This window comes from Flavobacterium cyclinae, assembly GCF_021172145.1.
GTDB lineage: Bacteria > Bacteroidota > Bacteroidia > Flavobacteriales > Flavobacteriaceae > Flavobacterium > Flavobacterium cyclinae.
Genome location: NZ_CP089095.1, coordinates 2818199 through 2843848, shown reverse-complemented (window position 1 = coordinate 2843848; position 25650 = coordinate 2818199). Strand labels below are relative to the sequence as shown.

The following is a 25650-nucleotide window of genomic DNA, read 5'->3' as shown; positions in this document are numbered from 1 at the left end:
TTTGGTAATGATATCAAAATATATTTTTAAACTAAAGCAGGCGGACCGCGAAGATAGAACGAATTTCCATCAAACGTAATGCAAGATTCATTACTGTTGAATTGATACGGAATTTCGTAAAACGAAGGAATAAAGTCAAGGTGAAAAACTTCTGGTGAAAGGAAAGCGGCAAATTTGAAATCACAAATCGGACAGTCGTCACTTTCGGTAAACGTTTTTTCAGAAGTTTTAAAATTCAAATGATGTGAATCATCACAACATTCTGTTTTTAAATGGTGATCATGCGAAAAAGTGTGAATAGATTGATAACTTACTGTAAATAATACGGCAAGCATCAAAAACAAATTCATATGTAGTAATTTCTTTTTCACCATCACAAAGATACTGCTTTTAGGGTAAAGCCAAAAAACAAACCACGAATTAACGAATTTTTAAGTTTTGATGACTTATTCGTTAGTTCGTGGTTATTTGTTTTTGCCACTGAATAAAGGATTCAAAAGGATTCAATCCGTGCTAATCCATGTAATCAGTGGCTAAAAATTTATACTAGATTATTTCCAAACAAGTATTTTGAAATTAATTCAAAGTGAATTCTTATTGCCACGGATTAAAAGATTCAAAAAGATTCAATCCGTGTTAATCTGTGAAATCTGTGGCTAAAATTATACTAGATTATTTTCAACCAAATATTCTGCAATTTGAATTGTGTTTGTTGCTGCTCCTTTTCTTAAGTTATCTGCCACAATCCACATGTTGATGGTGTTGGGTTGGCTTTCATCTCTTCGAATTCTACCTACGAAAACATCGTTTTTTCCTTGTGCGTAAATTGGCATTGGATACGTAAACGTTTCTAAATTATCTTGAACCGTTACACCAGGTGTGTTTTGTAAAATTTGACGTACTTCGTTTACATCAAAATCATTTTCAAACTGAACGTTAACCGCTTCACTGTGTCCGCCAACTACTGGAATACGAATTGCCGTTGCGGTAACCGCAATAGTATTATCATTTAAGATTTTTTGCGTTTCGCGTACCAATTTCATTTCTTCTTTGGTGTAACCGTTTGCTTCAAAACTATCACATTGAGGAATGGCATTTCGGTGAATAGGATATTTGTAAGCCATTTCACCTTCAATACCTGCATATTCATTTTCTAACTGACGCACTGCTTTTACTCCAGTTCCGGTAATCGATTGGTAAGTAGAAACTACAATACGTTTGATGTCATATTTGGCATGTAGAGGTGCTAGAGCCATTACCATTTGAATCGTTGAACAGTTTGGATTTGCAATAATTTTGTCTTCCTTAGTTAAAACCGATGCATTGATTTCAGGCACGACTAATTTCTTAGTAGCATCCATTCGCCAAGCAGAAGAATTATCGATTACGGTTGTTCCTACAGCAGCAAATTTTGGAGCCCATTCTAAAGAAGTTTCTCCACCTGCCGAAAACAAAGCAATCTCAGGTTTCATATCTACAGCGGTATGTAAACCTACTACTTTATAGGTGTTACCTTTCCATTCGATTTCTTTCCCCACTGACTTTTCAGAAGCAACTGGAATTAACTCCGTTACAGGAAAATTACGTTCTGCTAATACTTGAAGCATTATTTCGCCTACCATTCCGGTAGCGCCTACTACGGCTACTCTCATTGTATGTGTTATTTAATGATGCAAAAATATAGAATATTCAAACGACTTAGCAAATATTGATGAAATTATAACAAAAGTTTTGATTTGTAACAAGTTTCTAAAAAAATACCCCGACGAATCGGGGTTTAATTAGAATATATAATGTAGCGGTATCGACTATTTTTTTAATAAATCTCTAATTTCAGCTAACAATTGCTCTTGTGTTGGTCCTGCTGGAGCCGCTGGAGCTGGTTCTTCTTTTTTCTTAGCAGCGTTCATTCCTTTAATAATTAGGAATAATACGAAAGCTACAATTACAAAATTTATTACAGCTGATAAAAACATGCCGTATTTTACACTTCCAAAAGCGGTAAGATCTTCGATTTTAGATAAGTTAGCTGCTTCTAAAGCTGGTTTTAATAACAATGGGGTAAGAACATCTTCAATAAATGAACTTACAATTTTTCCAAATGCTGCTCCAATGATAACTCCAATGGCTAAGTCTACTACATTACCACGCATGGCAAAAGCTTTGAACTCTTTTAACATAATCAGGGATTTTAAAGTTTAAATTTAGTTTTCAGTTTAACGAATATACAAAAATTAAAACAAAATGTTAATTCTTGAAGAAAATTCGTTTCACACGTTGCGAAATTCCAGTCAGAATTTCATACGGAATTGTTCCAATAACACTTGCCATTTCTGTTACTTTTGGATTTTTGCCAAAAACAATGACTTCATCTCCCGTTTTACAGGAAATGTTCGTAACATCTACCATCATCATGTCCATACAAATGGAACCTAAAATCGTAGCTTTTTGATTATTGATGGTAACAAATCCTTTTTCATTGCCCCAAGCTCTTCGAATGCCATCTGCATAACCAATCGGAATTGTAGCGACTTTCATTTTTTGCGTCACTCGAAATCTTCGGCTGTAACCAATGCTTTCTTCTGGTGAAACTTCTCTTATTTGGGAAATAATGGTTTTTAATGTACTTACATTTTCCAACACTTTCAATTCGTGTTCCGAATTTCCAATACCATACAAACCAATACCTAATCGCACCATTTCCATCTGTTTTTCAGCATAATTGAAAATTCCAGAGGTGTTTAAAATATGACGAATCGGTTTTGAAGGTAATACTTTTTCTAATTCGGAATACATCGCATCAAAACGTTGAAATTGTAATTTCGTGAAATCATCAAATTGCAAGTCGTCACTCGCTGCTAAATGCGAAAACACGCTTTTCACCTTGACGAAATTGTTGTTTTTTAATAAGGAACACAATTCGTTTATTAAATGCGGTTCAAAGCCTAAACGATGCATTCCGGTATCCAATTTAATATGAATTGGATAGTGCGAAATATTTTGTTGTTGGGCAATCTTTAAAAATGCTTGCAAACCGGTAATCGAATAAATTTCGGGTTCTAAATTGTAGGCAATCATGGCTCTAAAACTATTGTTTTCGGGATTTAAAACCATAATTGGAGTAGAAATTCCGGCTTTTCGTAGTTCAATGCCTTCATCGGCAAACGCTACGCCTAAATAATCGACTTTATGATGTTCGAGCAATTTCGCAATTTCGTAACCGCCATTTCCGTAGCCAAATGCTTTAACCATCACCATGATTTTGGTTTCAGGTTTTAGTTTGGATTTGTAGAAATTCAGGTTGTGACTAATCGCATCTAGATTGATTTCTAAAATGGTTTCGTGATTTTTCTCTTCCAATAAAACTACGATTTCATGAAAGTTGAATCCGCGAGCACCTTTTACTAAAACGGTTTCGTTTTGAAAGGATTGCGTGTTGAATTGCTGTAAAAATTCTTGCGTAGTGGCAAACGAAATCACATTCGGTAAATCGTTCAATTGTTTTCCGATGGTTTCGCCAATGGTAATAATACGCTCGATTTTGTTTTTCGAAAGTGATTGTTTTACTTGATTGTAAAGTGTTTCAACGGCAATGCCACTTGTGAAAATATCGGATAAAATAATCGTTTTTTTGTCGTGTAATTTTTGTTGTTCTAAGAAATCCAATGCAATTTTCAACGATTGATAATCCACCGAATAACTGTCATCGATGACCAAACAATTGTTGATGCCTTTTTTAGCTTGAAGTCGTAATTCTACTGGATATAATTCCGATACTCTATTTTGAATAAACGGAATTTCTTCACCTAAAAACAGCATGAAATTTACACAAGTAATTACATTTTCAATCGAATTTTCATCAGTAAACGGAATAGTTACACTAAAAGTGTTGGCTGCGTTTTTAAAAGTTAATTCGGTTTTACCATTTTCATTTTTCTTAGAAACGAAAAGATTCGCGCTTTCATTCGAAAAACTCCAAGTGTGTTTTTGGCTGTTTTTTGGAAGTAAAGCTTCAATTTCAGTATTTTTTTCCAAGAAAACATCCGAACAATTTTCAAAAAGTTGCACTTTCTCTTTAATTTTAGCTTCGCGATTCGCAAAACCTTCATCGTGAACCGAACCAATATTTGTTAAAATGCCGTATTTCGGTTGAATGATGTGTTCTAAATTTGACATTTCATTGGGTAACGAAATTCCAGCTTCAAAAATTCCCAAATCGTAATTTCCTTCAATGGCTAAAATTGATAAAGGAACACCGACTTGCGAATTGTAACTTTTCGGATTTCGAACAATCAAATGATTCGGACTCAACAAGAAATTCAACCATTCTTTTACGATGGTTTTTCCGTTGCTTCCGGTAATTCCCACAATTGGAAAATCGAATTGTTTTCGATACCCAATCGCAGTTTGTTGTAATGCGTTTAACGAATTTTCAACGATAATGAAATTCGCTTTTTCGTATACATGTTCTGGAATATATTCGACTACAAAATAGCGAACGCCTTTTGCAATCAACTCTTCCAAATACAAATGCGCATCGTGATTTTGTCCTTTGATGGCAAAAAACAAGGTGTTACTTCCATTTTGTAACGAACGGCTGTCAATCGAAATATGACTTGCCGTAAACTCAGCCGAATTTCCGTGAAAAACGCCTTTACAAAATGAAATAATATGTGGGATAGTAAGATTCAATTTATTGAGTATCGTCTTTTTGCTTGTTTACAATTTCAACATCTTTCACTTCCATGTTTTCACGAATAGCTTTGAAATAAGCAGCACGGCTTAACGGTTCATATTCTTCAGTTTCACCAAGCATTACTAATCTTTTATCATCCGATTTTCTAAAACTATAATGCGCTAAATTTCCAGTGCGAGTACAAACGGCGTGTACTTTGGTAACATATTCGGCTGTAGCCATAAGTGCAGGCATCGGTCCGAACGGATTTCCTTTAAAATCCATGTCCAATCCAGCGACAATCACTCGAATTCCTGAATTGGCCAAATCATTACAAACGGCAACAATTTCTTCATCGAAAAATTGGGCTTCGTCAATACCCACCACATCGCAACCTTGAGCTAAAATTCGAATATTTTCAGCAACAGGAACGGGTGTAGAACGGATTTCATTTTTGTTGTGCGAAACCACCATTTCATCGTCATATCGAGTGTCGACAGCCGGTTTGAAGATTTCTACTTTTTGTTTGGCAAACTGGGCGCGTTTTAAGCGGCGAATCAATTCTTCGGTTTTACCCGAAAACATGGAGCCACAAATTACTTCAATCCAGCCAAATTGTTCTTGTTGATTTACGGTATTTTCGAGAAACATTTTGTATCTTTCGTACGTTAAAAATTATTTTCTGTTACATTTGTAATCAAAACAAAATTATTAAAAAAGTATCGATATATTCAATTCCATCCAATAAAGTTATGAAGAAAAGAGTAACCGCTGAATTAATCAGTATTGCCCACCGAATTTTAAAGTTAAAAAACCATTCAGAAACGGTTCAATTGCAGCAAGAAGCTAAAAATTTGTACGATCAATTGACGATTTTACGCTTTTATGAAGAGAATTTTGAATTGGTAAAACCCGAAATTTCAGAAGAAGTTTTAGAAGCAAAATTAGAAGGAAAGCAAGTCGATGTTTTTGAACAACCAATTCCTATTGTGGAAGAAGTTGCGATTGCAAAAGAAGAAACAGTGGTTGATTCTGAAGCTTCGGAACCTATTACAGAAGCAACTCCAATCGATGAAGAAAAAATTGTGGTGGCGGAGTTGATTGTAGAAGATGAAGAAGAGGAAGTTGCGATGGCTCCAATGGAAGAAGAACCAGTTGAAGAAGAAATAATCGAAGAAGCACCAGTTGCCGATTCCGAAGTTTCGGAACCAAAAGTAGAAGAACCTGCGAAACAAATTTCGTTTGAAGATTTATTGGTACACGATTATCAAGAATTAGAATTTGTAAAGGTTGAAGATGTTCCTTCAGAAGTTGAAAAAGCAAACGATACAATTTTTGAAGCAGTTGAAACTGTAAAAGTAGAAGTAGAAGAGGTTGTAATCCCTGAGCGTGTTGCTGATTCCGAAGCTTCGGAACCAAAAGTTTTAGAAGAAGAAGTAAAAGCAACTTTTGAAAAAGTAACTCAAGAACCAAAAATCAGTTCTTTAAACGACAGATTAAACAAGGCGATTTCTTTTGGTTTGAATGATAGAATTGGATTTGAGAAAAAATTGTTTGGCGGAAGTCCCGATGATTTTAATCGTGTAGTTTCGCAATTGAATACGTTTGATAGTTTTGAAGAAGCAAAAGCTTTTGTAGATGATTTCGTAAAGCCAGATTATAACAATTGGGAAGGAGCGGAAGAATTCGAAACGCGTTTCATGGAAATTGTGGAGAAGAAGTTTAGTTAGTTTTAGTCGCAGTCTCAGTTTTCAGTTGCAGATTTCCTTTACGGAATTCGAGCTAATTCTTGAAATTCGTGTTTTTAGTTTAACCACATAGAAACATAGGTTTTTCTTGTTTGAGTTTTGTTTAGCATACATAGTTAATTAGTGCTAATTCGTGAAATTCGAGTTTATAAATAGTTTTAAATGAGTAAATTATATATCGTTCCAACGCCAATTGGCAATTTAGAAGACATGACTTTTCGTGCGATTAAAGTACTAAAAGAAGTCGATTTAATTTTAGCAGAAGATACGCGCACCAGTGGAAAATTGCTAAAACACTTCGAAATTGCTACACACATGCACAGCCACCACATGCACAACGAACACAAAACCGTTGAAAATTTGGTGAAGCGATTACAAGCAGGCGAAACCATTGCTTTAATTAGCGATGCGGGAACTCCAGCCATTTCCGATCCTGGATTTTTGCTTACGCGCGCTTGTGTGGAAAACGGAATTGCCGTGGAATGTTTGCCAGGAGCAACAGCTTTTGTACCCGCTTTGGTGAATAGCGGTTTGCCAAACGATAAATTCGTTTTCGAAGGTTTTTTACCTGATAAAAAAGGAAGACAAACCCGATTTTTAGCCTTACAAGAAGAATATCGCACGATGATTTTCTATGTATCGCCACACAAATTAAACAAGACCTTAGCCGAATTTGCACAATATTTCGGCGCTGACAGACCGGTTTCAGTATCTCGAGAATTATCCAAATTACACGAAGAAACCATTAGAGGAACCGCCGAAGAAGTCTTAAAACACTTTGAAGCGAAACCGGCTAAAGGAGAGATTGTGGTTTGTGTTGGAGGATTAATCAAGATTAAAGGATAATGAGTTTTAAGAAAATAGGATTTTTTCTTTTTGTCATAATTGTAACAAACATTGTTATTTATTTTGGAATCATTCCTAATATTCAAATTTTTGCAAATAGTCATTCAGCAAATGGAGATTATTTAATGATAATTACTTTTTTGGTTGCTGTAATAAGTTTTATATTTTCTTTATACTTGATTTTTTTCAAGAAAAATAAAAACGGTTTTCTATTATTGTTATTTGCTCTTAATATAGCATTATGGATTCTAAAAATGTTTAGCATTAATTGCAAATTTTGTTCAATGGCATAATATTTAAAAAATATGGAAACACACAACATAACTACTACCTGGAAAGGTAACATGCAATTTGAGTCCACTAACCCAAGTGGCGATATTATTTCAATTGATGCTGGTCCTGAAAATGGAGGCGAAGGAAAAGGCTTGCGTCCAAAGGCGTTGATGTTATCGGCTTTAGCGGGTTGCACCGGTTTAGACGTTGCTTCTTTAATGGAGAAAATGAAATTAGAAGTAGCCGATTTTAAAATTGAAACTTCAGGTGAACTAACCGAAGAACATCCAAAAACGTATCACAAAGTAAAAGTGGATTACCATTTTTATGGCAACAATTTAGACGAGAAAAAGCTAGAAAAAGCCGTGAATTTATCGGTAGAAAAATATTGTGGCGTGATGGAAATGTTCCGCCAATTTGCAAAAGTTGAGGTGGCGATTTTTTACCATAAATTATAATTTTTTGCCACGGATTCTACAGATTTTCACGGATTTAATCCGTATAATCAGTGCAATCTGTGGCTGAAATAAAAAATTTTTATACCTTTGTCATTCAATTATATAAGCCAAAATAAATAATTCATAATTTTTAATTTGTAATTAAACTATGCGTTGGAATCCAAAATCTAAGCCAAATCCAGAAAAAGTACAAGCCATTCAGCAAGCACTTCAAGTCGATGAAATTGTCGCGACACTTTTAGTTCAACGAGGTATTGAAACCTTCGAACAAGCCAAAACTTTTTTCCGTCCCACTTTAGCCGATTTGCACAATCCGTATCTTATGAAAGATATGGACAAAGCTGTTGCGCGAATTGAAAAAGCCATTGCTAACAACGAAAATATCTTAGTTTTTGGAGATTACGATGTCGATGGAACAACCGCTGTTTCCCTAGTCTCGAGTTATTTACGTACTTTTTATCCGAATGTTGCGACGTATATTCCAGATAGATATGCAGAAGGTTACGGCATTTCTTACATGGGAATTGATTATGCCGAAGACAATGATATTTCCTTAATTATCGCTTTGGATTGTGGCATCAAATCAATTGACCACGTGAATTACGCCAAAGTAAAAAACATCGATTTCATTATTTGCGACCATCACCGACCTGGTGATATTTTGCCCGAAGCCGTTGCGGTTTTAGATCCAAAACGCGAAGATTGTTCGTATCCATATGATGAATTGTGTGGTTGTGGTGTTGGATTTAAATTGATTCAAGCTTTAGCCGAAAATCGAAATCAAACCATTGAAGATTTAGTGGGATATTTAGATTTAGTAGCAATAGCAATTGCAGCAGATATTGTTCCGATTACTGGTGAAAATCGAGTGTTGGCGAAATTTGGTTTAGAAGTTATTAATTCGAATCCGCGACCAGGCATCAAAGCGTTGATTCAGAATGTAAAGAAAAAAGTCTTGACGATTACGGATGTAGTTTTTATCGTCGCACCAAGAATCAATGCAGCAGGAAGAATCAAGCACGGAAACGAAGCGGTTGCTTTATTAACTGAATACGATTTAGATCAAGCGGAACAATTTGCTTCTGAAATCGAACAGCATAATTCCGATAGAAAAGAATTAGACAAACAAATTACGAAAGAAGCTTTACTTCAAATTGAAGAAAATAACGAACAAAACCGATTTTCAACTGTTGTATATCAAGAAAATTGGCACAAAGGTGTTATCGGAATTGTCGCTTCAAGATTGGTAGAAAATTACTATCGTCCAACGATTGTTTTTACAAAAAGTGGCGAAAAATTAGCTGCTTCGGCACGTTCTGTAAAAGATTTTGATGTTTATAATGCGTTGGAAGCGTGTGCAGAACATTTGGAACAATTCGGTGGCCACATGTATGCTGCAGGAATGACGCTTTTAGAAGAAAACTACGAAAATTTCAAAAATGCTTTCGAAAAAGTCGTGCAAGAAACCATTCATCCCGATTTGTTGACACCTGAAATTTCATACGATGCCGAAATCGAATTATCCGAAATCAATCCAAAGTTAATGCGCTTGTTGAAACAATTCGAACCATTCGGACCTGAAAATATGACGCCTTTATTCTTAGCGAAAGGATTAACGGATTCTGGTTATGCGAAAACATTGGGTTCTGATAACGAACACTTGAAAGCATTCATAAAACAAGGAAATTCGGAATCTTTTGGAGCGATTGGTTTTGGATTGGGGAATAAATTAGACTTGGTTACCAACAAAAATAAATTTGAAGCAATTTTCTCCTTAGAAGAAAATGAATGGAAAGATACTGTAACTTTGCAATTGCAATTCCGTGATATCAAAGCTTCAAATGGCTAAAAAAGACCCATTTTCATCTTTACGAATACCCGAATTTCGCTGGTTTTTAGCCATGCGATTGTTTATTGTCTTGGCTTGGTCAATGCAATTTGTATTGATTGAGTGGGAAGTGTATCGCCTCACAAAAGACCCGCTATCATTGGGATTAATTGGTTTGATGGAAATCATTCCAGCCATAAGTATGGCGTTGTTTGCCGGACATATTGTAGATCAAAACGAGAAAAAAGGCTTATTGATTAAATGTTTTTCAGGATTAGCTACAATTAGCGCTTTTTTGTGTTTATTGGTTCATCCAAATTTTATCGATTCTTTTTCAAAAAATACCATTTTGTACGGAATTTACGCTTTAGTTTTTGTGGGTGGAATCATTCGTGCTTTTTTAATTCCATCCGTTTTTAGTTTATTGGGATTGATTATTCCTAAAAAAGAGCAACCTAACGCAGCTACATGGAGTAGTTCTACTTGGCAAGTGGCGGCTGTAATTGGTCCTGCTTTAGCGGGATTTGCTATTGGTTGGGTTGGTGCGTTTTGGTCGTTGGTTTTTGTGGTTTTTTGTGTGATTATGGCTTTAATCGTGCTAACACAAATTGAAAAAAAACCGATTTTAAATCCAAAATTAGGCGAACCTATTTTCAAAAGTTTGAAAGAAGGATTGTCTTTTGTATTTAGTTCAAAACCTATTTTGAATGCTATTTCTTTAGATATGTTTGCGGTTTTATTTGGTGGAGCTGTTGCTTTATTGCCCATTTTTGCGCAAGATATTTTAAAAGTAGGTTCGGAAGGATTCGGAATTTTAAGAGCAGCTCCAGCTATTGGAGGATTAATTACGATGTTGATTTCAACTTCAATTCCGTTACATCAAAAAGCAGGTAAAAAGTTATTATTAGCTGTTTTCGGATTTGGAATTTGTATTATTGTTTTTGGTTTATCGACTAACTTTTGGTTATCCGTAGTAGCTTTATTTTTGAGTGGCGTTACCGATGGAATTTCAGTAGTAATTCGTCAAACGATTCTTCAAATTTACACACCTGACCATATGCGAGGACGTGTGTCTTCTGTGAATTCAATTTTCGTGGGTTCATCTAATGAACTTGGTGCTTTTGAAAGCGGCTTGGCTTCTAAAATTATGGGAGTGGTTCCTGCGGTTGTTTTTGGCGGAATGATGACCTTAGGAATTGTTGGAGTTACAGCTGTAGCCTCACCAAAATTTAGAGAATTGGATATTGAAAAAGATTTAGAAACGATTTAGTTTTTGAATTCTTTCAGTTCCATTTTTTCGCCATCAAAAACACCATAGGTGAAGTAACCAATCCAATCGCCTAAGTTGATGTACTTGGAATTTTCAGTCAATTCGATTTCCAAAGGTAAATGACGATGACCGAAAACGAAGAAATTGTATTCTTTAGTTTCTAATTTTCTTTTGCAATATTGTACTAACCATTCGTTATCTTCTCCTAAATATTTTACATCCTCTGCTCCAGAAATCAGTTTGTTTTTTACCGATAAATATTGAGCTAATTTCACACCAATATCAGGATGTAACCAACGAAATAACCATTTCGAAAACGGATTGGTAAACACTTTTTTCATTCGTTTATAACCCATATCACCTGGCCCTTTACCATCTCCATGACCAATTAAAAACGTTTTCCCGTTAAAAGTGAATTCTTGATTATCATGATAAACGGGAATATTTAACTCTTTTTGGAAATAATCGTGCATCCATAAATCATGATTTCCTACAAAAAAATAAATTGGAATACCAGAGTCTTTTATTTCGGCTAATTTTCCTAAAACTCTTACAAAACCTTTAGGGACAACCGTTTTGTATTCGAACCAAAAATCGAATAAATCACCAAGTAAAAAAATAGCATCGGCATCTTGTTTAACAAGATCTAGCCATTGAATAAATTTTTGTTCTCTAGGAAAGCTTGCATCAGGTGTGGGCGCGCCAAAGTGTTGGTCAGATGCGAAATAAATTTTTCTATTGGATTTCAATACTTCTTACTTTTTACAAATATACATAAAAAATCAATTTTTCACCGATGCTTTTTGTCGATAAAAAAAGTATTTTATCGATATTAAGTTGATGACTAAATTAATTGTGTAACTTTGAAAAATTAATCAAACTATAACTATATCTTAACAATGAAAAAATTATTATTTTTTTTCATGTCATTATCCACTTTTATAAGCTTTGGACAACTTTCCGAAGGTTTTGAAGGTGCGACATTTCCTCCTGCTGGATGGCATATTGGTGACAATGGAATTGGTTTAACTAGAAGTTGGACTACAACAACAGCTACTGGATTAGGCTGGGTGTATGCAGGTACAAAAGCTGCAATTATTAACAGAGAAAACGTTACAGGAATTGCTGAAGACTGGATGGTTACTCCATTAGTGAATGTTCCTGTAAATGGTCAACTTCGTTTTTTTGCTAGATCTATAGCAAATGGAGAACAAGGAAGTGTTTACAAAGTAAAAATTTCTACTACTTCTCAAACAGATCAAACAACTTTTGTTGATATTGTAACACCTCCTTACACGGAGTTAGATATTATTAATGCTCCATTTGAACAAAAAATAATTCCTTTGACGGCATATGTTGGTCAAAGTGTTTACATAGCATTTGTTATGGAAAATGATAATGGAGATGCTTGGATTATAGATAATGTAAATGTAGATGAACAGTGTTTTGCTCCTACAAATGTTAACTCAATACCGCTTTCAACAAGTGCTGAATTGTCTTGGACTTTCACAGGATCTGCAACTCAATTTGAAATTGAATATGGGCCTGCTGGTTTTGTACAAGGAACAGGAACAATTGTTACTCCTGTGTCAAATCCTCATACTTTAACAGGACTTTCTCCACTAACAAATTACACATATTATGTAAGAGCAATTTGCGGAACAGATAATGTTAGTTCATGGTCTACTGGAGGAAATTTTACAACAACAGCATTACCTCCTGTTTGTGGAGGAAACTTTATTGATTCTGGTGGTTCAACAGGATCGTATTCTAGTAATGAAGATATTATTACTACTATATGTCCAACAAATCCAGGTGATATAGTAACTGTTACCTTTACCTCTTTTAATGTGGAAGATAGATGGGATGCATTGTATGTGTATGATGGTAATTCAATAGCATCGCCAATTATTGATAGTGGATTAGGTAATGGTTTAGGTCCTAATGCAGGGATTAGTGGTGGTTTTTGGGGTACAACAATTATTGGCCCTTTTACAGCATCTAGTCCTAGTGGCTGTTTGACATTTAGATTTAGAAGTGATGGTTCTGTTACTAGACCAGGATGGACTGCAAATGTTACATGTACTCCACCTCCTACTTGTCCTAGACCTTCAAATGTTACTTTTAATGCTATCGGTGAAACCGATGCATTGATAAATTGGATTGAAAATGGTCCTGCAACTCAATGGCAGGTTTTGGTTTTGCCTGCAAATTCTCCAGTTCCTACGGCTGCAACTCCAGGTTGGCAAACAACTTCAACAAGACCTTATTTGTATACAGGATTAAACTCGGGAACTCAATATAAAGCTTATGTTAGATCTATTTGTAGTTTAGGGGTAGATGAAAGTGATGTTTCAGTTGGTGCTACATTTGCTACTCTTATATCAAATGATGAATGTGCAGATGCAATTAGTGTTCCAGTAAATACGGGAACAGCTTGTATAAATTTTGTTGAAGGAACTGTTTTAGGGGCTACTGCATCAACTGATCCTAATACTTGTGGAGGAACAGACGATGATGACGTATGGTTTCAATTTACAGCGACTGAAGGAACTCACACCATATCTTTAGTAAATATTGCTGGAAGTACTACAGATTTATATCATGTTGTATATTCTGGGACTTGTGGAGCACTAACACAATTATATTGTAGTGATAACGAAAACAGTGTTGCTGCTAGTTTAGTTCCAGGTCAAACTTATTATATTAGGGTTTATTCTACAACTGCTACTCCAGGTCAAAACACAACTTTTACTTTATGTGTTGGTACTCCAGTAGATTGTTCAGATGCTTCGGCATTTTGTGGTGATACAGGATTAGTTTATACTAACTCAGTAGGAGTACCTAGTTATGGAAGTATTGGATGCTTATCTACTACCCCTAACCCATCGTGGTATTTTATGCAGGTAAGTCAGTCTGGGAATTTAAATTTTCAGATTTCTCAAGTTGGTACAAATGGTAATGGAATTGACGTAGACTATATTGTTTGGGGGCCTTTTACTCCAGCAGAATTTGCTACTTCTTGTAATGATTTATATGATTTCCCTGATGGAAATTTAACAATACCAAATAATATCGCTTCTTGTAGTTACTCTTTTGTATCTATTGAAAATTTCTCAATTAATAATGCACAATTGAATGATATTTATATTGTGTTGATTACAAATTTTAGTGGTCAACCAGGTACTGTATCATTTACCCAAACTAATTTAAATGGAACTGGAGCTGGTGCAACAAATTGTGATATTGTTTGTAGTACAAGTTTAGGTCCTGATCAAACACTTTGTGCGGATTCTTATCAAATAGTTTCTTCTAATACAACAGCAGATGCTTATGAATGGTTCTTTAATGGGGTAGTTATTCCAGGAGAAACAACAAGCACATTAACTGTTTATCAATCAGGAACATATAAAGTAAGAATTACTTGTGGAATTAATAATATTGAAGACGAAATAGTTGTTACACTTAATGAAACTATTGTTCCAACATTTGCAACTCCTGGATCTGTATGTTCTGGTAGTCCAAATATTGCATTGAGTAATACTTCAATTAATGGTGTAACAGGTCAATGGTCATTATCTGGAAATCCAGTTACTGAAATTGATACGGCTACACCTGGTACTTTCTTATATATTTTCACTCCAGATGTTGCAACTTTCCCATGTTCTCCTACATTTGAAATGAGTGTTGAAATCTTAGGTACTTGTACTTTTAATTCTTTCGCAACAGCAGTTTGGATTCAAGATTGTACAAATACTGCTACAGAAGGAGAATTTTATAATGTTACTGGAATTGGTTCTGATTTAATTGGACCTGCTGCAAATGTTTTCCCAAGTTCAGATCTAGGAATTTATGTTCAAAACTCAGGAAATTTAATTTTTAGAGGAGGTGAATTAAAATCATTTAAAACTCCAACTTCAAATGTATGTAGTGCTAGATTAAATTATAGAGTTTATGAAGCAACTGCTACTCCTGGAGCTTTTACAGTATTAAATTTACCATTCTTCGATGATTGTGTTGCTGGAAATTTTGCTTCGGGTGGAACTTGTAATCCAGGTGATCAAAAATGGCAAGAAGTATTAAATAATGCTGAATCTCCAATAGATTTAACAAATTATCCTTCTGGTAATTATGTTATAGAAGTTTATTTTGATTTAACTGGAGATAATAACAGTACAACAGATTGTGACGATACTATATTTGTGAATAATAGTGGAAATAATTTTAAAGCTAATTTTACTATTCAAGCTTTACCTGTTTTCACATTCACAAATGAACAATGTGGTAGTTCAAACGCAACAATTACTGCTTCAGGATTTATTGCAGGTGAAACGTACACAGTTACTTACACAGATGACACAGTAGTAGTTGGGCCAACAAATTACATTGCAAATTCAAATGGTCAAATTATTATTGCTGGATTAGACGCAGGTTCATATGCTGATTTTAATTTCCAAGTAAACGGTTGTGATATTTTTGTTGCTACTCCTATTGTAATTACTAATTTCTCACCAAGCATTACACAAGTTACTTCAAACAATGAAATTTGTGTAGGTGATAATGCAGTATTTACTATTGAAGGTTCTCCTGGATTTAATGTGAACTACACAATTAATGGTGGTGTAATCCAAACAATTGCATTAGATGCAACAACTGGTTTAGCAACTGTTACTGTTACGAATCCAGTACCAAGTACTATTACATTACAATTAGTAAGTATTTTTAATCCATCGTGTTCAATTTTAGTTACAAATTCTGCATCTGTTTTGGTTAATGATCTTCCAACAGCAACTTTAGCTGTTGTAGATAGTAATATATGTTTAGGAGTTGGTAATGCTGATTTTGTAATTTCTGGAACACCTAATGCAACAGTTTCTTATACTATTAATGGTGGGGCTACTCAAATAGCTACTATTGATGCAACGGGTTCTGTTACGGTTTCAATTACGTTACCAACAGCAGATGTAACTTTAGAATTAACGGGTGTTACTTTAGGTATTTGTAGTAATGTTACTCCTGGACAAACTAGTACAATAGTTGTTACTTCTATTCCTGTACCGGTAATCAATATAACGCAAACACCAGTTTGTGCTGATCAAACGGCTTCATTTACTGTAACTTCTCCAATTAATAATCAAATAAATATTCCAACGGATTTATTTATTTCAGAGATAACAGATCATACTTCAGGGTCTTTAACTTATGTTGAAATTTATAATGGAACTGGAAGTGCTGTAGATTTAGCAAACTATAAATTAAAAGTTTATACAAATGCAACAGGTACTCCAACTTGTAATTTACCTTTAAGTGGTATTCTTGCAAATGATGATGTAGTTGTTGTGAAGTTAAGTAATAGTGCAAATCAAGGAGGTATTGTTCCTGATTTAACTTTCACAACATGTGCTGGAGTTAATAATAATGATAACATTATTTTAACTACAAGTACTGATGTTGAATTAGATAATTGGGGTGTTAACCAAGTAATCTTTACTCCAGCAGGAGGTGTTGGTTACAACTACAGAAGAATTACAACAGCGGTTTTACCTACAATGACTTGGGATCCTGCTGATTGGGATGTTATCGATTGGACAAATACAGCTCCGAATCTTCCTGATTATTCAGATGTGGGTATTTATAGCTTATATGTAACTAATTATGAATATACTTTAAGCGACGGTGTAACAACAACAACTCAAGCAAGTACTAACTTTACTGGAGTAGCACCTGGAAATTACACATTAATTGCAACAGATTTAGTGACTGGTTGTAATTCAAATCCTTTGAGTTTTACAATTAATCCAGTTGTATATGCAGATCCAGTTACTACAATTTCTTACCCAACACCAGTTTGTATTTCGGATGCAACAAATCCATCTCCAAATACTTCTGCTGCAGGGTTTGCTTCAGGTGGAGTTTATAGCTCAACTGTAGGTCTGTCAATAGACCCTATAACAGGTGTTATTGATTTAGCATTAAGTACACCGGGTACTTATGTAGTTACTTATTCCGTAGCTATTGATGCTACAAATTGTTTAAATGCAGGTAGTAGTCAAGCTACTATAGTTATTTCACCAAATAATCCATCAACATTTAATAATATTGTTGGGGTTTGTGAAGGAACTGTAGCAACATTACCAGCTACATCTATCGAAGGATATTCTGGAGTTTGGTCACCAGCAACAATAGATACATCTATCATTGGTACAACAACTTATACATTTACACCAAATGCTGGTCAATGTGCTGCTGTTGGTACAATTGATGTTACAATTGATGATAGATCAATGCCTACTTTTACACAAGTAGATGATTTATGTCTTGGCGCAAGTATTCAATTACCATTAGAATCTAATGAAGGTATAACAGGTACATGGAGCCCTTCAGTAGTGAATACTTCACAAGTGGGAATTGTAACATATACATTTACACCTGATGTTGCTTTCTGTGCAGATGTTACTACTATGGATATTAATGTTATTGGTTGTGAGATTCCAAAAGGTATTTCTCCAAATAATGATGGAGATAATGATGATTGGGATTTATCAGGATATGACGTTACTAAAGTGGAGATCTTTAACAGATATGGAACTAAAGTATTTAGTAAATCAAATTATTCTAATGAATGGCATGGACAATCTGATAATGGAAATGAGTTACCAGATGGAACATACTATTATGTGATTGAATTTAATGGTTTACCTGCTAAAACAGGATGGGTATATATTAACAGACAGCAATAATTAAAAAGGCTGCTACGAAAGTGGCAGCCATAAAAAATAAGAATAATGAAGAAACTATATTTAGTAGCTTTAGTTGTATTTTCTACGATTGTAGAATTACAAGCACAACAAGATCCACATTATACGCAATACATGTATAATATGAGTGTAATGAATCCTGCGTATGCTGGTAGTAAGGAGAATTTATCTATGGGATTGTTATATAGAAAACAATGGGTTGAGATAGAGGATGCTCCAACGACTGGTACGTTTTTTGGGCACACTGCAGTTGGTAAGAATGTTGGATTGGGATTAAGTTTTATTTCTGACAAGATAGGTCCGGTAGAGGAGAACAATGTGTATGGGGATTTTTCATATACATTAAATTTAGGAGGAGATCATAAGTTAGCATTTGGATTAAAAATGGGCTTAACCTTTCATAATGTAGGTTTGTATAGCGATATTAATTATACTTTGCCGCAACCAACAGACCCTGCATTTAGTGAAGATATCAGCAATACCTATTTTAATTTAGGATCAGGATTTTTCTATTATACCAATAAGTATTATTTAGGATTATCGGTTCCTAATATGTTAAAGTCAAAACATTTAGATATCCAGCGCACTGGAGATGAGTTAGAATTTGGATCAGAGGTATCACATTATTTTTTAACAGGGGGATATGTTTTTGATATCAATGAAACTGTAAAATTCAAGCCATTTTTCATGATGAAATCGGCCTTTGGCGCACCAACATCATTAGATTTATCGGCTAACTTTTTATTCAACCAGAAGTTTGAAGTAGGAGGAACTTATCGTTTAGAAGATAGTTTTGGTGCTATGTTAAATTATGCGGTTACACCATCAATTCGAATAGGCTATGCGTATGATCATATTGTTTCTGATTTAAAGGTAACAACCCCATCATCACATGAGCTTATCTTGTTATTTGATTTGAACTTCCCAAAGAAAGTATCGAGTTCACCAAGATTCTTCTAACCTAAAACACCAAGGACACAATGAGAAATTTATATATAACATTAAGTTTTGTGATGGCTAGTGGAATTATTAGTGCACAAAACCAATACACAAAGGCAGCCGATAAGTTATTTGATAGATACGAGTATGTTGATGCGGCAAAAGAATATTTAAAATTAGCCGAAGGTAATAAAGCAGATAGTTACGTTTACAAGCAATTAGCAGAGAGTTACTATAATGTATTTAATACCAAAGAAGCGGTAAAGTGGTACGCAAAAGTAGTGGAGCAAAAGCAAGATGCTGAGACGTATTACAAATATGCTCAAATGCTAAAAGCAGAAGGGAATTTTAAAGAAGCCGACAAACAAATGCAACAATTTGCACAGTTAGCTCCAAATGATCAAAGAGCAAAAGCATTTAAAAGCAATCCAAACTACCTTCCAGAGTTACAAGGACAAACTAAGTTGTATGATGTAGCAAAATCAGATGTAAGTAGTGATAAGACTGATTTTGGAGCTGTACTTACAAATGATAACAATGTGTATTTTTCAAGTTCAAGAAACACATCAAGAAAAACCAGTGGATGGAACGAAGAGCCTTATTTAGACATCTATAAAGCTACTTACAATTCAAATGGTACTATTAGCGATGCTGTAGCAGTGGATAACATCAATACCAAATGGCATGATGGACCGGTGAGTATATCAAGTGATGGAACTACAATGTATTATGGTAGTGAGAGTTTTAATGAAAAAGAGTTTACAAAAGATAAAGCAAAGAATGCAAAATTTGGTAAAATATATCTTTATAAAGCTACAAAAGAAGGAGATAAGTGGGTAAATGCTAAACCACTTCCATTTAACAATAAAGAGTATGATGTAAGAAATCCGAGTATAAGTAAAGATGGAAAAACATTGTACTTCTCATCAAATATGCCAGGCGGATTTGGAGGAGAAGATATTTGGAAAGTATCGGTAAATGGAGATGAATACGGAGCACCAGAAAACTTAGGAGCTAAAGTAAATACAGAGGCAAACGAGAGTTTTCCATTCATTACAGATGACAATATTTTGTTTTTCTCTTCAAACGGAAAAACAGGATTTGGAGGATTGGATGTATTTAAGATGGATTTGAATAAAGGTACAGAAGCCATGAATGTTGGTGAACCAGTAAATACATCAAAAGACGATTTTGCTTTCACATACAATGTAACAAAGAAAGTAGGATTCTTCTCAAGTAACAGAGATGGAGTAGATAACATCTACAAAGCAGATCCAGTTTGTAATGTACAAGCATTGGTAAGAGTAAAAGATGCAAAGACAGGAAATGTTATCGAAGGCGCTATGGTAATGTTAGTTGATGAGAAACAAAAAACAATTTCAAATCAAACATCGGCATCAAACGGAGAAACAATTACGGGAGTAATGTGTAACACAGCATATAGTGCTCAAGTATCAAAATCAGGATACGAGAGTGGTGTGTTTGATGTTAAGAAAGCAGAAAACGAGCAAGTTGTAGTAGAGGCGTCATTGAATCCAATTATGCCAGTAATTACGGAAACAGAAGTAATTTTACAACCCATCTATTTTGAATTCAACAAGAGCAATATTACCGCACAAGGAGCTGAAGAGCTTAATAAGTTGGTTGTAGTAATGAACGAGCATCCAGAGATGGTTATTTTCGCAAAATCGCACACAGATAATAGAGGTAGCGACAGTTACAATATGAAGTTATCTGACAGAAGAGCAAAAGCAACAGTTCAGTACTTAATAAGCAAAGGAATTTCAAAAGATAGAATCTCAGGACAAGGATTTGGAGAAAGCGAACCTAAAGTAGCTTGCAAATCATGTACTGAAGAAGAACACGCACAAAACAGAAGAAGTGAATTCTTAATTGTGAAGAAATAACGTTCTACCATCATAAAATAAAGGTCCCGATGTAATCGGGACCTTTATTTTTTTATTCATTATCTGATGCAAACCATTCTGCAAAAGAAGTGTCTGTTTCTTGTAGTCTTAAAGAATGAAGTTTAATGTTTTTGGGTAATAAGTTTTTAATTTTATTAGAAAAATCAACAACCATATTTTCACTCGTAGGTTGATAATCAACAAGAATAACATGATGTCCACGTTGTTCAAGTTCATTGGCAAGCTCAATATGTGGGGTGTTTTTATTAAAAACTGTAGCGTGATCAAAAACATCAACAATTTGTTCTTTTACAATTTTTTTTAAATCACCAAAGTCAATCACCATACCATATTTAACGTTATTTGTATCATCTATCGGTGTTCCTATAACTGTTACAGAAAGTTTGTAACTATGTCCGTGAACATTTTTACATTTACCATCGTATCCATATAAAGCGTGGCCAGTTTCAAAACTAAATTGTTTTGTAATGCGAATTTTTGCCATTGTTAATTATTTAAATTTTTTTCTTTCTTTTTTGCTCTGTAATACAAAGTATACGCTAAAGCAACTAATACAAGAAAAGGTATGAAAGACCCAATTAAAACTCCAATTTGATATTGGCTATCAGGAGCATTTTTTAGTTTTTCTTCTACATTTACTTGTTGGAGAAATAATATTAAACTTTTCATTTTTTAAATTTTTCTAATGCTTTTTTTGTGAAATCAGAGAGAACTAAACGTCCGGAAATTGCAGCTCTTTCGTATAATAAAGTCTCCCAATGCTGAGTGTCTTGCCAAAGCACTTTTTTTATTTCTGCAAGAGCTTCATAATTATAGGTAGCTAGTTCATTTAGATATTCATTTAATCTTTCATCTAAAGCTTCTATTGATTCAAATACTTCTGTATATAAGCCTTTTTCTAAAGCCCATTTTGAGGTTTTCCAAACCGTAGGTGTAAGCGTCATTTCTGACATAGCAACTTTTCCTATTTTTCTTGAAACTGCAGGTTCAATTACAAATGGACCTATACCAATAGCTATTTCTGATAGTTTTATATCGCTTTTTGTAGTCGCAAAAGTATAATCACAAGCTGCAGATAATCCTACGCCACCACCTACAGCTTTACCATGTATTCTTCCAACAATAATTTTTGGACATCTTCTCATTGCGTTAATTACATTTGCAAAACCTGAGAAAAAATCACTTCCTTCCTCATAATTACTAACTGCAAGTAATTCATTAAATGAAGCTCCAGCACAAAATGCACCATCACCGGCACTTTTTAAAACAAGAATAGACACCAAATCATTTTTGCTTAAGGAATCTATTTCATTTGTTAATTTCTGTAGCAATGAACTAGGAAATGAATTACTTGAAGGATGATAAAAAGTAATTGTAGCAATATTATTTGAAATATTTGTTTCTATTGTTCCCATTATACATTATCTCTTTAAACTAAAATGTGATTTGAATTCTTTCCTAATATTATCTTCTGTATATTCAACTTTAAACCAATAATCTGTTGAAGGCATTTGTTCTCCATTAAAAGTGCCATCCCAACCAGAACTTCCAGGGTTTAACTGTTTTAATAATTTTCCAAAGCGATTATAAATAGTGATTATCCCTTGATATTCAGAGGGTAATTCAATGTTCCATCTGTCATTATAACCATCACCATTAGGAGTAAAATAATTAGGATAAGTTATAGTTTGAATACTATTAGTAATTAATAAACCACATCCTTGAATATCTCTTACAAAAATAGAATAATTTCCATTAGGTAAATTTGTAAAGAGTGGGCTCGATTGCCATTCTAAAGCATCTAAACTATATTCATAAATCCCAAAACCACCTATAGCATTAACTTGTATTGAAGCTAAACCGCTAGAAAATGCTGGAGTTATTAATTCAGCATTTACACTTTCCGGTTCAGAAGAAAACGTAGTTGTAACACTATCTGTAAATGTACAAGAAGTATCTACGTTTGTAACTTCAACACTATACGTACCAGGTGAAGTAATGTTATAAGTAGCGATATTTCCATCTGGATTTACAGGAGTCCAATTGTAGCTATAATTTCCTGGTGTAGCAGGAGTTGCGTTTACAATTTGTGAACCAATTCCGGTAATAGGATCAATACATATAACAAAATTATCCCCTAAATCCGTATCAGGTAAAGGGTTAACAATTAATTCTAAAAACGGACCTAATCCAGCACATTCATATAAATTACTTTCAATTCTAACCCATATTTCTTGAAAGTTTGGAATGGTATTTCTAAAATTAGTAATATCAGTTATTGCATTTTGTTCTGTTTCTGCATCTAATTGATTTAGATAATAGGTAAAAGTATAGGATTGACCAACAGGAAATTGATTTGTTAAAATAGGTTCAATTTCAGTTAAATCAAAATAACCGATTCCATCTCCATCAGGATCTGTTGCACTTAAATAATCGTCGCAAACATCATCAATACGAAATCTAAAAGTTTGAGGTACTGTAGTTGCCGAAACAACTAAATTAACTTTGGAAGTTCTATAACAACCATCACTATTTGAAATCCTTGCCCAAACTACCGATCCATTTGAAGCAAAATATGAAATTTCATTAGTAACAAAATCAGTATTATTTTCAGCACCTGATAAACTATTATGGTACGAAAATGTTAAATTGGTATCAGTAGATATTAAAATATTTGCTTGTGTTAAGTTAAATGTTGTGCTCGCATCAGTATCAGTATCACATTGTTTTAAAGTTATGATTGAATTTACAACAGGTTTAGGTTTAACCACTAAGTTGAAACTAGCTGTAAGATAACATCCGTTTATTGAATTTGTTAACCGAACGTATATTGTTCTATTTGTAGCATAAATAGAAGTAATATTATTGCTTCCAGCAGTAGCCTCATTACTGTCTAAATGATAAGTAATTGTATAATCTGGAATTAAATTGGCTATTTCGGCATTTTTTTGAGTTAAATCAAATGTAACAAAACCATTAGTATCATCACCATCATTACCATTATCACATAAATTAAAATCAGATATTATTGGTGCCACAGGAATAGGATTATTTGTAACCGTTATACTTGCTGAAGCTGATCTACAAGTTACTACTGAATCAATTTTATAAGTATAAACCCCAGAAACATCTACAGCAGGATTAAAAACTCCCGTCCCTGAGTCAAGTGCTGGCGTCCATGTTCCTCCAGTTGTTATATTTGTGCCTAAAAGTGTAAATAAGTCAATAGCATTTGCATTTACACATGTAGAATAAGTGGTATTGTTACCAACAAAAGGAGCTTGTTCTATTGTAACATTAATTTTTACTGGAATTGTAACAGCTGTAGCATTACAATCTTTTGTAAATTCATAAATATATTCTCCTGCTACATTAATAGAAGGGTCAAAAATATTATTATTCAAAGGAGCACCACCAATTGGAGTTGTCCATGTTCCATTCTCTCCCGGATTACCAATGATGGCATCAAAAAGATTAATGGTCTCATTTGAACAAATCGTTATATTAGTGTCTTCTGGATTACTTCCAAATCCGGAATAGTAACCAGCAAAACCTGATGTAATGCCTTGGCCAGGGCTATTTAGATTAATTCCATACCCAAAAACTCCTACAGCCAGAGGGCCAGTGGATTCAAGAGCAATATTGTTGCTAACATTTGATACTCTGTAAGTTACCCAATCAGAATTTCCTAAAACAGTTTGAGATTGTGAGTTTGGAATAGGTGTTCCATTTAATGTTAAAACAGCAGAAGCATAAGTTAATATCATTAAATCAGTTGTATAAATTGTTCCACCAATTCTATTTACATTTGGAATATTTACTGAATTTTGGAAGAAACAACTTAAAGGGGGTATAAAATTTAATCCAGCAGTTGCTGTATTTACATCTCCTCCAACAAATTGATAAGCATAAACATTTTTTGAAGTTTTTACATATATGTTTTTATTGGAAACACCTTGATAATAACTATTGTCAACTAAAAAATATTCCCCTGCATTAATTGTGGTTACTGGAGTTGTAGAACCATTAATGTAAATCTCTGTATTGTCTTCGTTTGCAACAATTAGTGGTAATTCCATACTTGAAAGGCCATTACCTTCAATAAATATATATTCATCGCCAATTTGGGATGCTGATACTATTTGATCAAGAGCAAAGTCTGCACTACCTAGTTGAATTCCTCCTAATGCATTTCCACTATTAACAGCAATTGGCTTGTTTGAAGTGATTAATGCTCCAATTGCACCATCTAAATTTTCTGAAACATCACTATAGCCTGAGAAAATAATACTCTCACCTGCGTTTAAGGTGAAATTTTGCGAAGCAACACTTAACGATCCCGTACTAGTAGTAAAAATTACATTAGGATTATAATCAGATAAGCTTACATTAGTATTATCCTCTGTTGCCATTACACTTGCAACAAATGATTTCCTATTATCAAATAATTCATTTATGATGTGACCTAATCTAAAACTTGTACCAATTCCCGGTCTCCCTTTTGAAACCAGCATTTCGGCATGATTTTGAGATCTAACTCTAAAACTAGCGTAAAAATCTTTAGTTCCCTCAATAATTACTCCTCTGTTGTTTAAAACAATGTTTACGTTTTCTTGCCCAACAAACATTTTTGTATTTTGACCAAAGCCTAAATCAACTGTTAATGGTGTAGATGCTGAAATAGTATATGGATTTGTTCCTATCGGATTTCCCGCACCATCCGTAATTGTAATTTCAAATGGATTAACTTCTTGAGTTGAGATATATAAATAATGATCAGCAACAGAAGCCGCATCTCTACAATGTAAAGGCGGAATCCAATGTTTGTTACTTAATTGAGAATAACAAAGAGTAGAAAATAAAATTAATAGGTAGTAAATCTTTTTTAACATAACATTTTTAAACATAGCTTGTAAAATTAAGCAGA

Annotated in this window: 18 protein-coding genes; 8 read left to right on the top strand and 10 right to left on the bottom strand. The window is 34.1% G+C overall.

Annotated elements, in window-relative coordinates; genetic code table 11:
• Positions 1 to 26: 26 nt before the first annotated feature.
• The 5 genes from LOS86_RS12920 to LOS86_RS12900 form a co-directional block, all read right to left on the bottom strand.
• A complete protein-coding gene (locus LOS86_RS12920) occupies positions 27 to 350 on the bottom strand; it encodes a hypothetical protein (RefSeq protein WP_231842487.1) in 324 nt (107 codons plus the stop codon).
• 312 nt (positions 351 to 662) lie between these two features.
• A complete protein-coding gene (locus LOS86_RS12915) occupies positions 663 to 1652 on the bottom strand; it encodes an aspartate-semialdehyde dehydrogenase (protein ID WP_231842486.1) in 990 nt (329 codons plus the stop codon).
• A 156-nt stretch (positions 1653 to 1808) separates the two neighbouring features.
• Positions 1809 to 2180 carry a large conductance mechanosensitive channel protein MscL gene (gene mscL, locus LOS86_RS12910; protein ID WP_231842485.1) on the bottom strand — a complete coding sequence of 124 codons (372 nt, stop codon included), beginning with the start codon at positions 2178 to 2180 and terminating at the stop codon, positions 1809 to 1811.
• 67 nt (positions 2181 to 2247) lie between these two features.
• Entirely contained in the window at positions 2248 to 4692 is a 2445-nt protein-coding gene (locus tag LOS86_RS12905) for a bifunctional UDP-N-acetylmuramoyl-tripeptide:D-alanyl-D-alanine ligase/alanine racemase (RefSeq protein WP_231842484.1), read from the bottom strand.
• Position 4693: 1 nt separating this feature from the next.
• Entirely contained in the window at positions 4694 to 5326 is a 633-nt protein-coding gene (locus tag LOS86_RS12900; RefSeq protein ID WP_231842483.1) for a thymidine kinase, read from the bottom strand.
• Between the two features lie 101 nt (positions 5327 to 5427).
• Between LOS86_RS12900 and LOS86_RS12895 the strand changes: the two genes are divergently transcribed.
• The 5 genes from LOS86_RS12895 to LOS86_RS12875 all read left to right on the top strand — a co-directional run bounded on the left by LOS86_RS12895 (position 5428) and on the right by LOS86_RS12875 (position 11098).
• On the top strand, positions 5428 to 6405 hold the full coding sequence (locus tag LOS86_RS12895; protein ID WP_231842482.1) for a DUF8457 domain-containing protein: 978 nt from the start codon (positions 5428 to 5430) through the stop codon (positions 6403 to 6405).
• A gap of 180 nt (positions 6406 to 6585) precedes the next feature.
• A complete protein-coding gene (gene rsmI / locus LOS86_RS12890; protein WP_231842481.1) occupies positions 6586 to 7269 on the top strand; it encodes a 16S rRNA (cytidine(1402)-2'-O)-methyltransferase in 684 nt (227 codons plus the stop codon).
• Between the two features lie 305 nt (positions 7270 to 7574).
• Complete coding sequence (locus tag LOS86_RS12885; protein ID WP_231842480.1) at positions 7575 to 8000, top strand: OsmC family protein; 426 nt, start codon at positions 7575 to 7577, stop codon at positions 7998 to 8000.
• A 148-nt stretch (positions 8001 to 8148) separates the two neighbouring features.
• Positions 8149 to 9849, top strand: coding sequence for a single-stranded-DNA-specific exonuclease RecJ (gene recJ / locus LOS86_RS12880; RefSeq protein WP_231842479.1), 1701 nt, complete (start codon positions 8149 to 8151; stop codon positions 9847 to 9849).
• Positions 9842 to 11098 (top strand): MFS transporter, encoded by a 1257-nt coding sequence (locus LOS86_RS12875; protein WP_231842478.1) that lies wholly within the window; start codon positions 9842 to 9844, stop codon positions 11096 to 11098. The genes recJ and LOS86_RS12875 overlap by 8 nt, the downstream gene beginning before the upstream one ends.
• Here LOS86_RS12875 and LOS86_RS12870 read toward each other — a convergent pair.
• The gene (locus LOS86_RS12870) at positions 11095 to 11847 is read right to left on the bottom strand and encodes a UDP-2,3-diacylglucosamine diphosphatase (protein WP_231842477.1); all 753 of its coding nucleotides are present in this window, start codon (positions 11845 to 11847) and stop codon (positions 11095 to 11097) included. The two genes, LOS86_RS12875 and LOS86_RS12870, sit on opposite strands and share 4 nt — an antisense overlap.
• A 150-nt stretch (positions 11848 to 11997) precedes the next feature.
• Between LOS86_RS12870 and LOS86_RS12865 the strand changes: the two genes are divergently transcribed.
• The 3 genes from LOS86_RS12865 to LOS86_RS12855 are packed head-to-tail and all read left to right on the top strand — an operon-like array spanning position 11998 to position 20702.
• Positions 11998 to 17838: a T9SS type B sorting domain-containing protein gene (locus tag LOS86_RS12865; RefSeq protein WP_231842476.1), complete on the top strand. Its 5841-nt coding sequence runs from the start codon at positions 11998 to 12000 to the stop codon at positions 17836 to 17838.
• 45 nt (positions 17839 to 17883) lie between these two features.
• Positions 17884 to 18816 carry a PorP/SprF family type IX secretion system membrane protein gene (locus LOS86_RS12860; RefSeq protein WP_231842475.1) on the top strand — a complete coding sequence of 311 codons (933 nt, stop codon included), beginning with the start codon at positions 17884 to 17886 and terminating at the stop codon, positions 18814 to 18816.
• A gap of 20 nt (positions 18817 to 18836) precedes the next feature.
• Positions 18837 to 20702 (top strand): OmpA family protein, encoded by a 1866-nt coding sequence (locus LOS86_RS12855; protein WP_231842474.1) that lies wholly within the window; start codon positions 18837 to 18839, stop codon positions 20700 to 20702.
• Positions 20703 to 20754: 52 nt separating this feature from the next.
• Here the strand turns inward: LOS86_RS12855 and LOS86_RS12850 are convergent, their stop codons facing one another.
• From LOS86_RS12850 to LOS86_RS12835, 4 genes are read right to left on the bottom strand one after another with little or no spacing between them, the layout of a single operon-like run.
• Positions 20755 to 21207 (bottom strand): 6-pyruvoyl trahydropterin synthase family protein, encoded by a 453-nt coding sequence (locus LOS86_RS12850; protein WP_231842473.1) that lies wholly within the window; start codon positions 21205 to 21207, stop codon positions 20755 to 20757.
• Between the two features lie 2 nt (positions 21208 to 21209).
• A complete protein-coding gene (locus tag LOS86_RS12845; RefSeq protein ID WP_231842472.1) occupies positions 21210 to 21392 on the bottom strand; it encodes a hypothetical protein in 183 nt (60 codons plus the stop codon).
• On the bottom strand, positions 21389 to 22138 hold the full coding sequence (locus LOS86_RS12840; RefSeq protein WP_231842471.1) for an enoyl-CoA hydratase/isomerase family protein: 750 nt from the start codon (positions 22136 to 22138) through the stop codon (positions 21389 to 21391). The genes LOS86_RS12845 and LOS86_RS12840 overlap by 4 nt, the downstream gene beginning before the upstream one ends.
• A gap of 6 nt (positions 22139 to 22144) precedes the next feature.
• Positions 22145 to 25615, bottom strand: coding sequence for an FIDD domain-containing protein (locus tag LOS86_RS12835; protein ID WP_231842470.1), 3471 nt, complete (start codon positions 25613 to 25615; stop codon positions 22145 to 22147).
• Positions 25616 to 25650 lie beyond the last annotated feature (35 nt).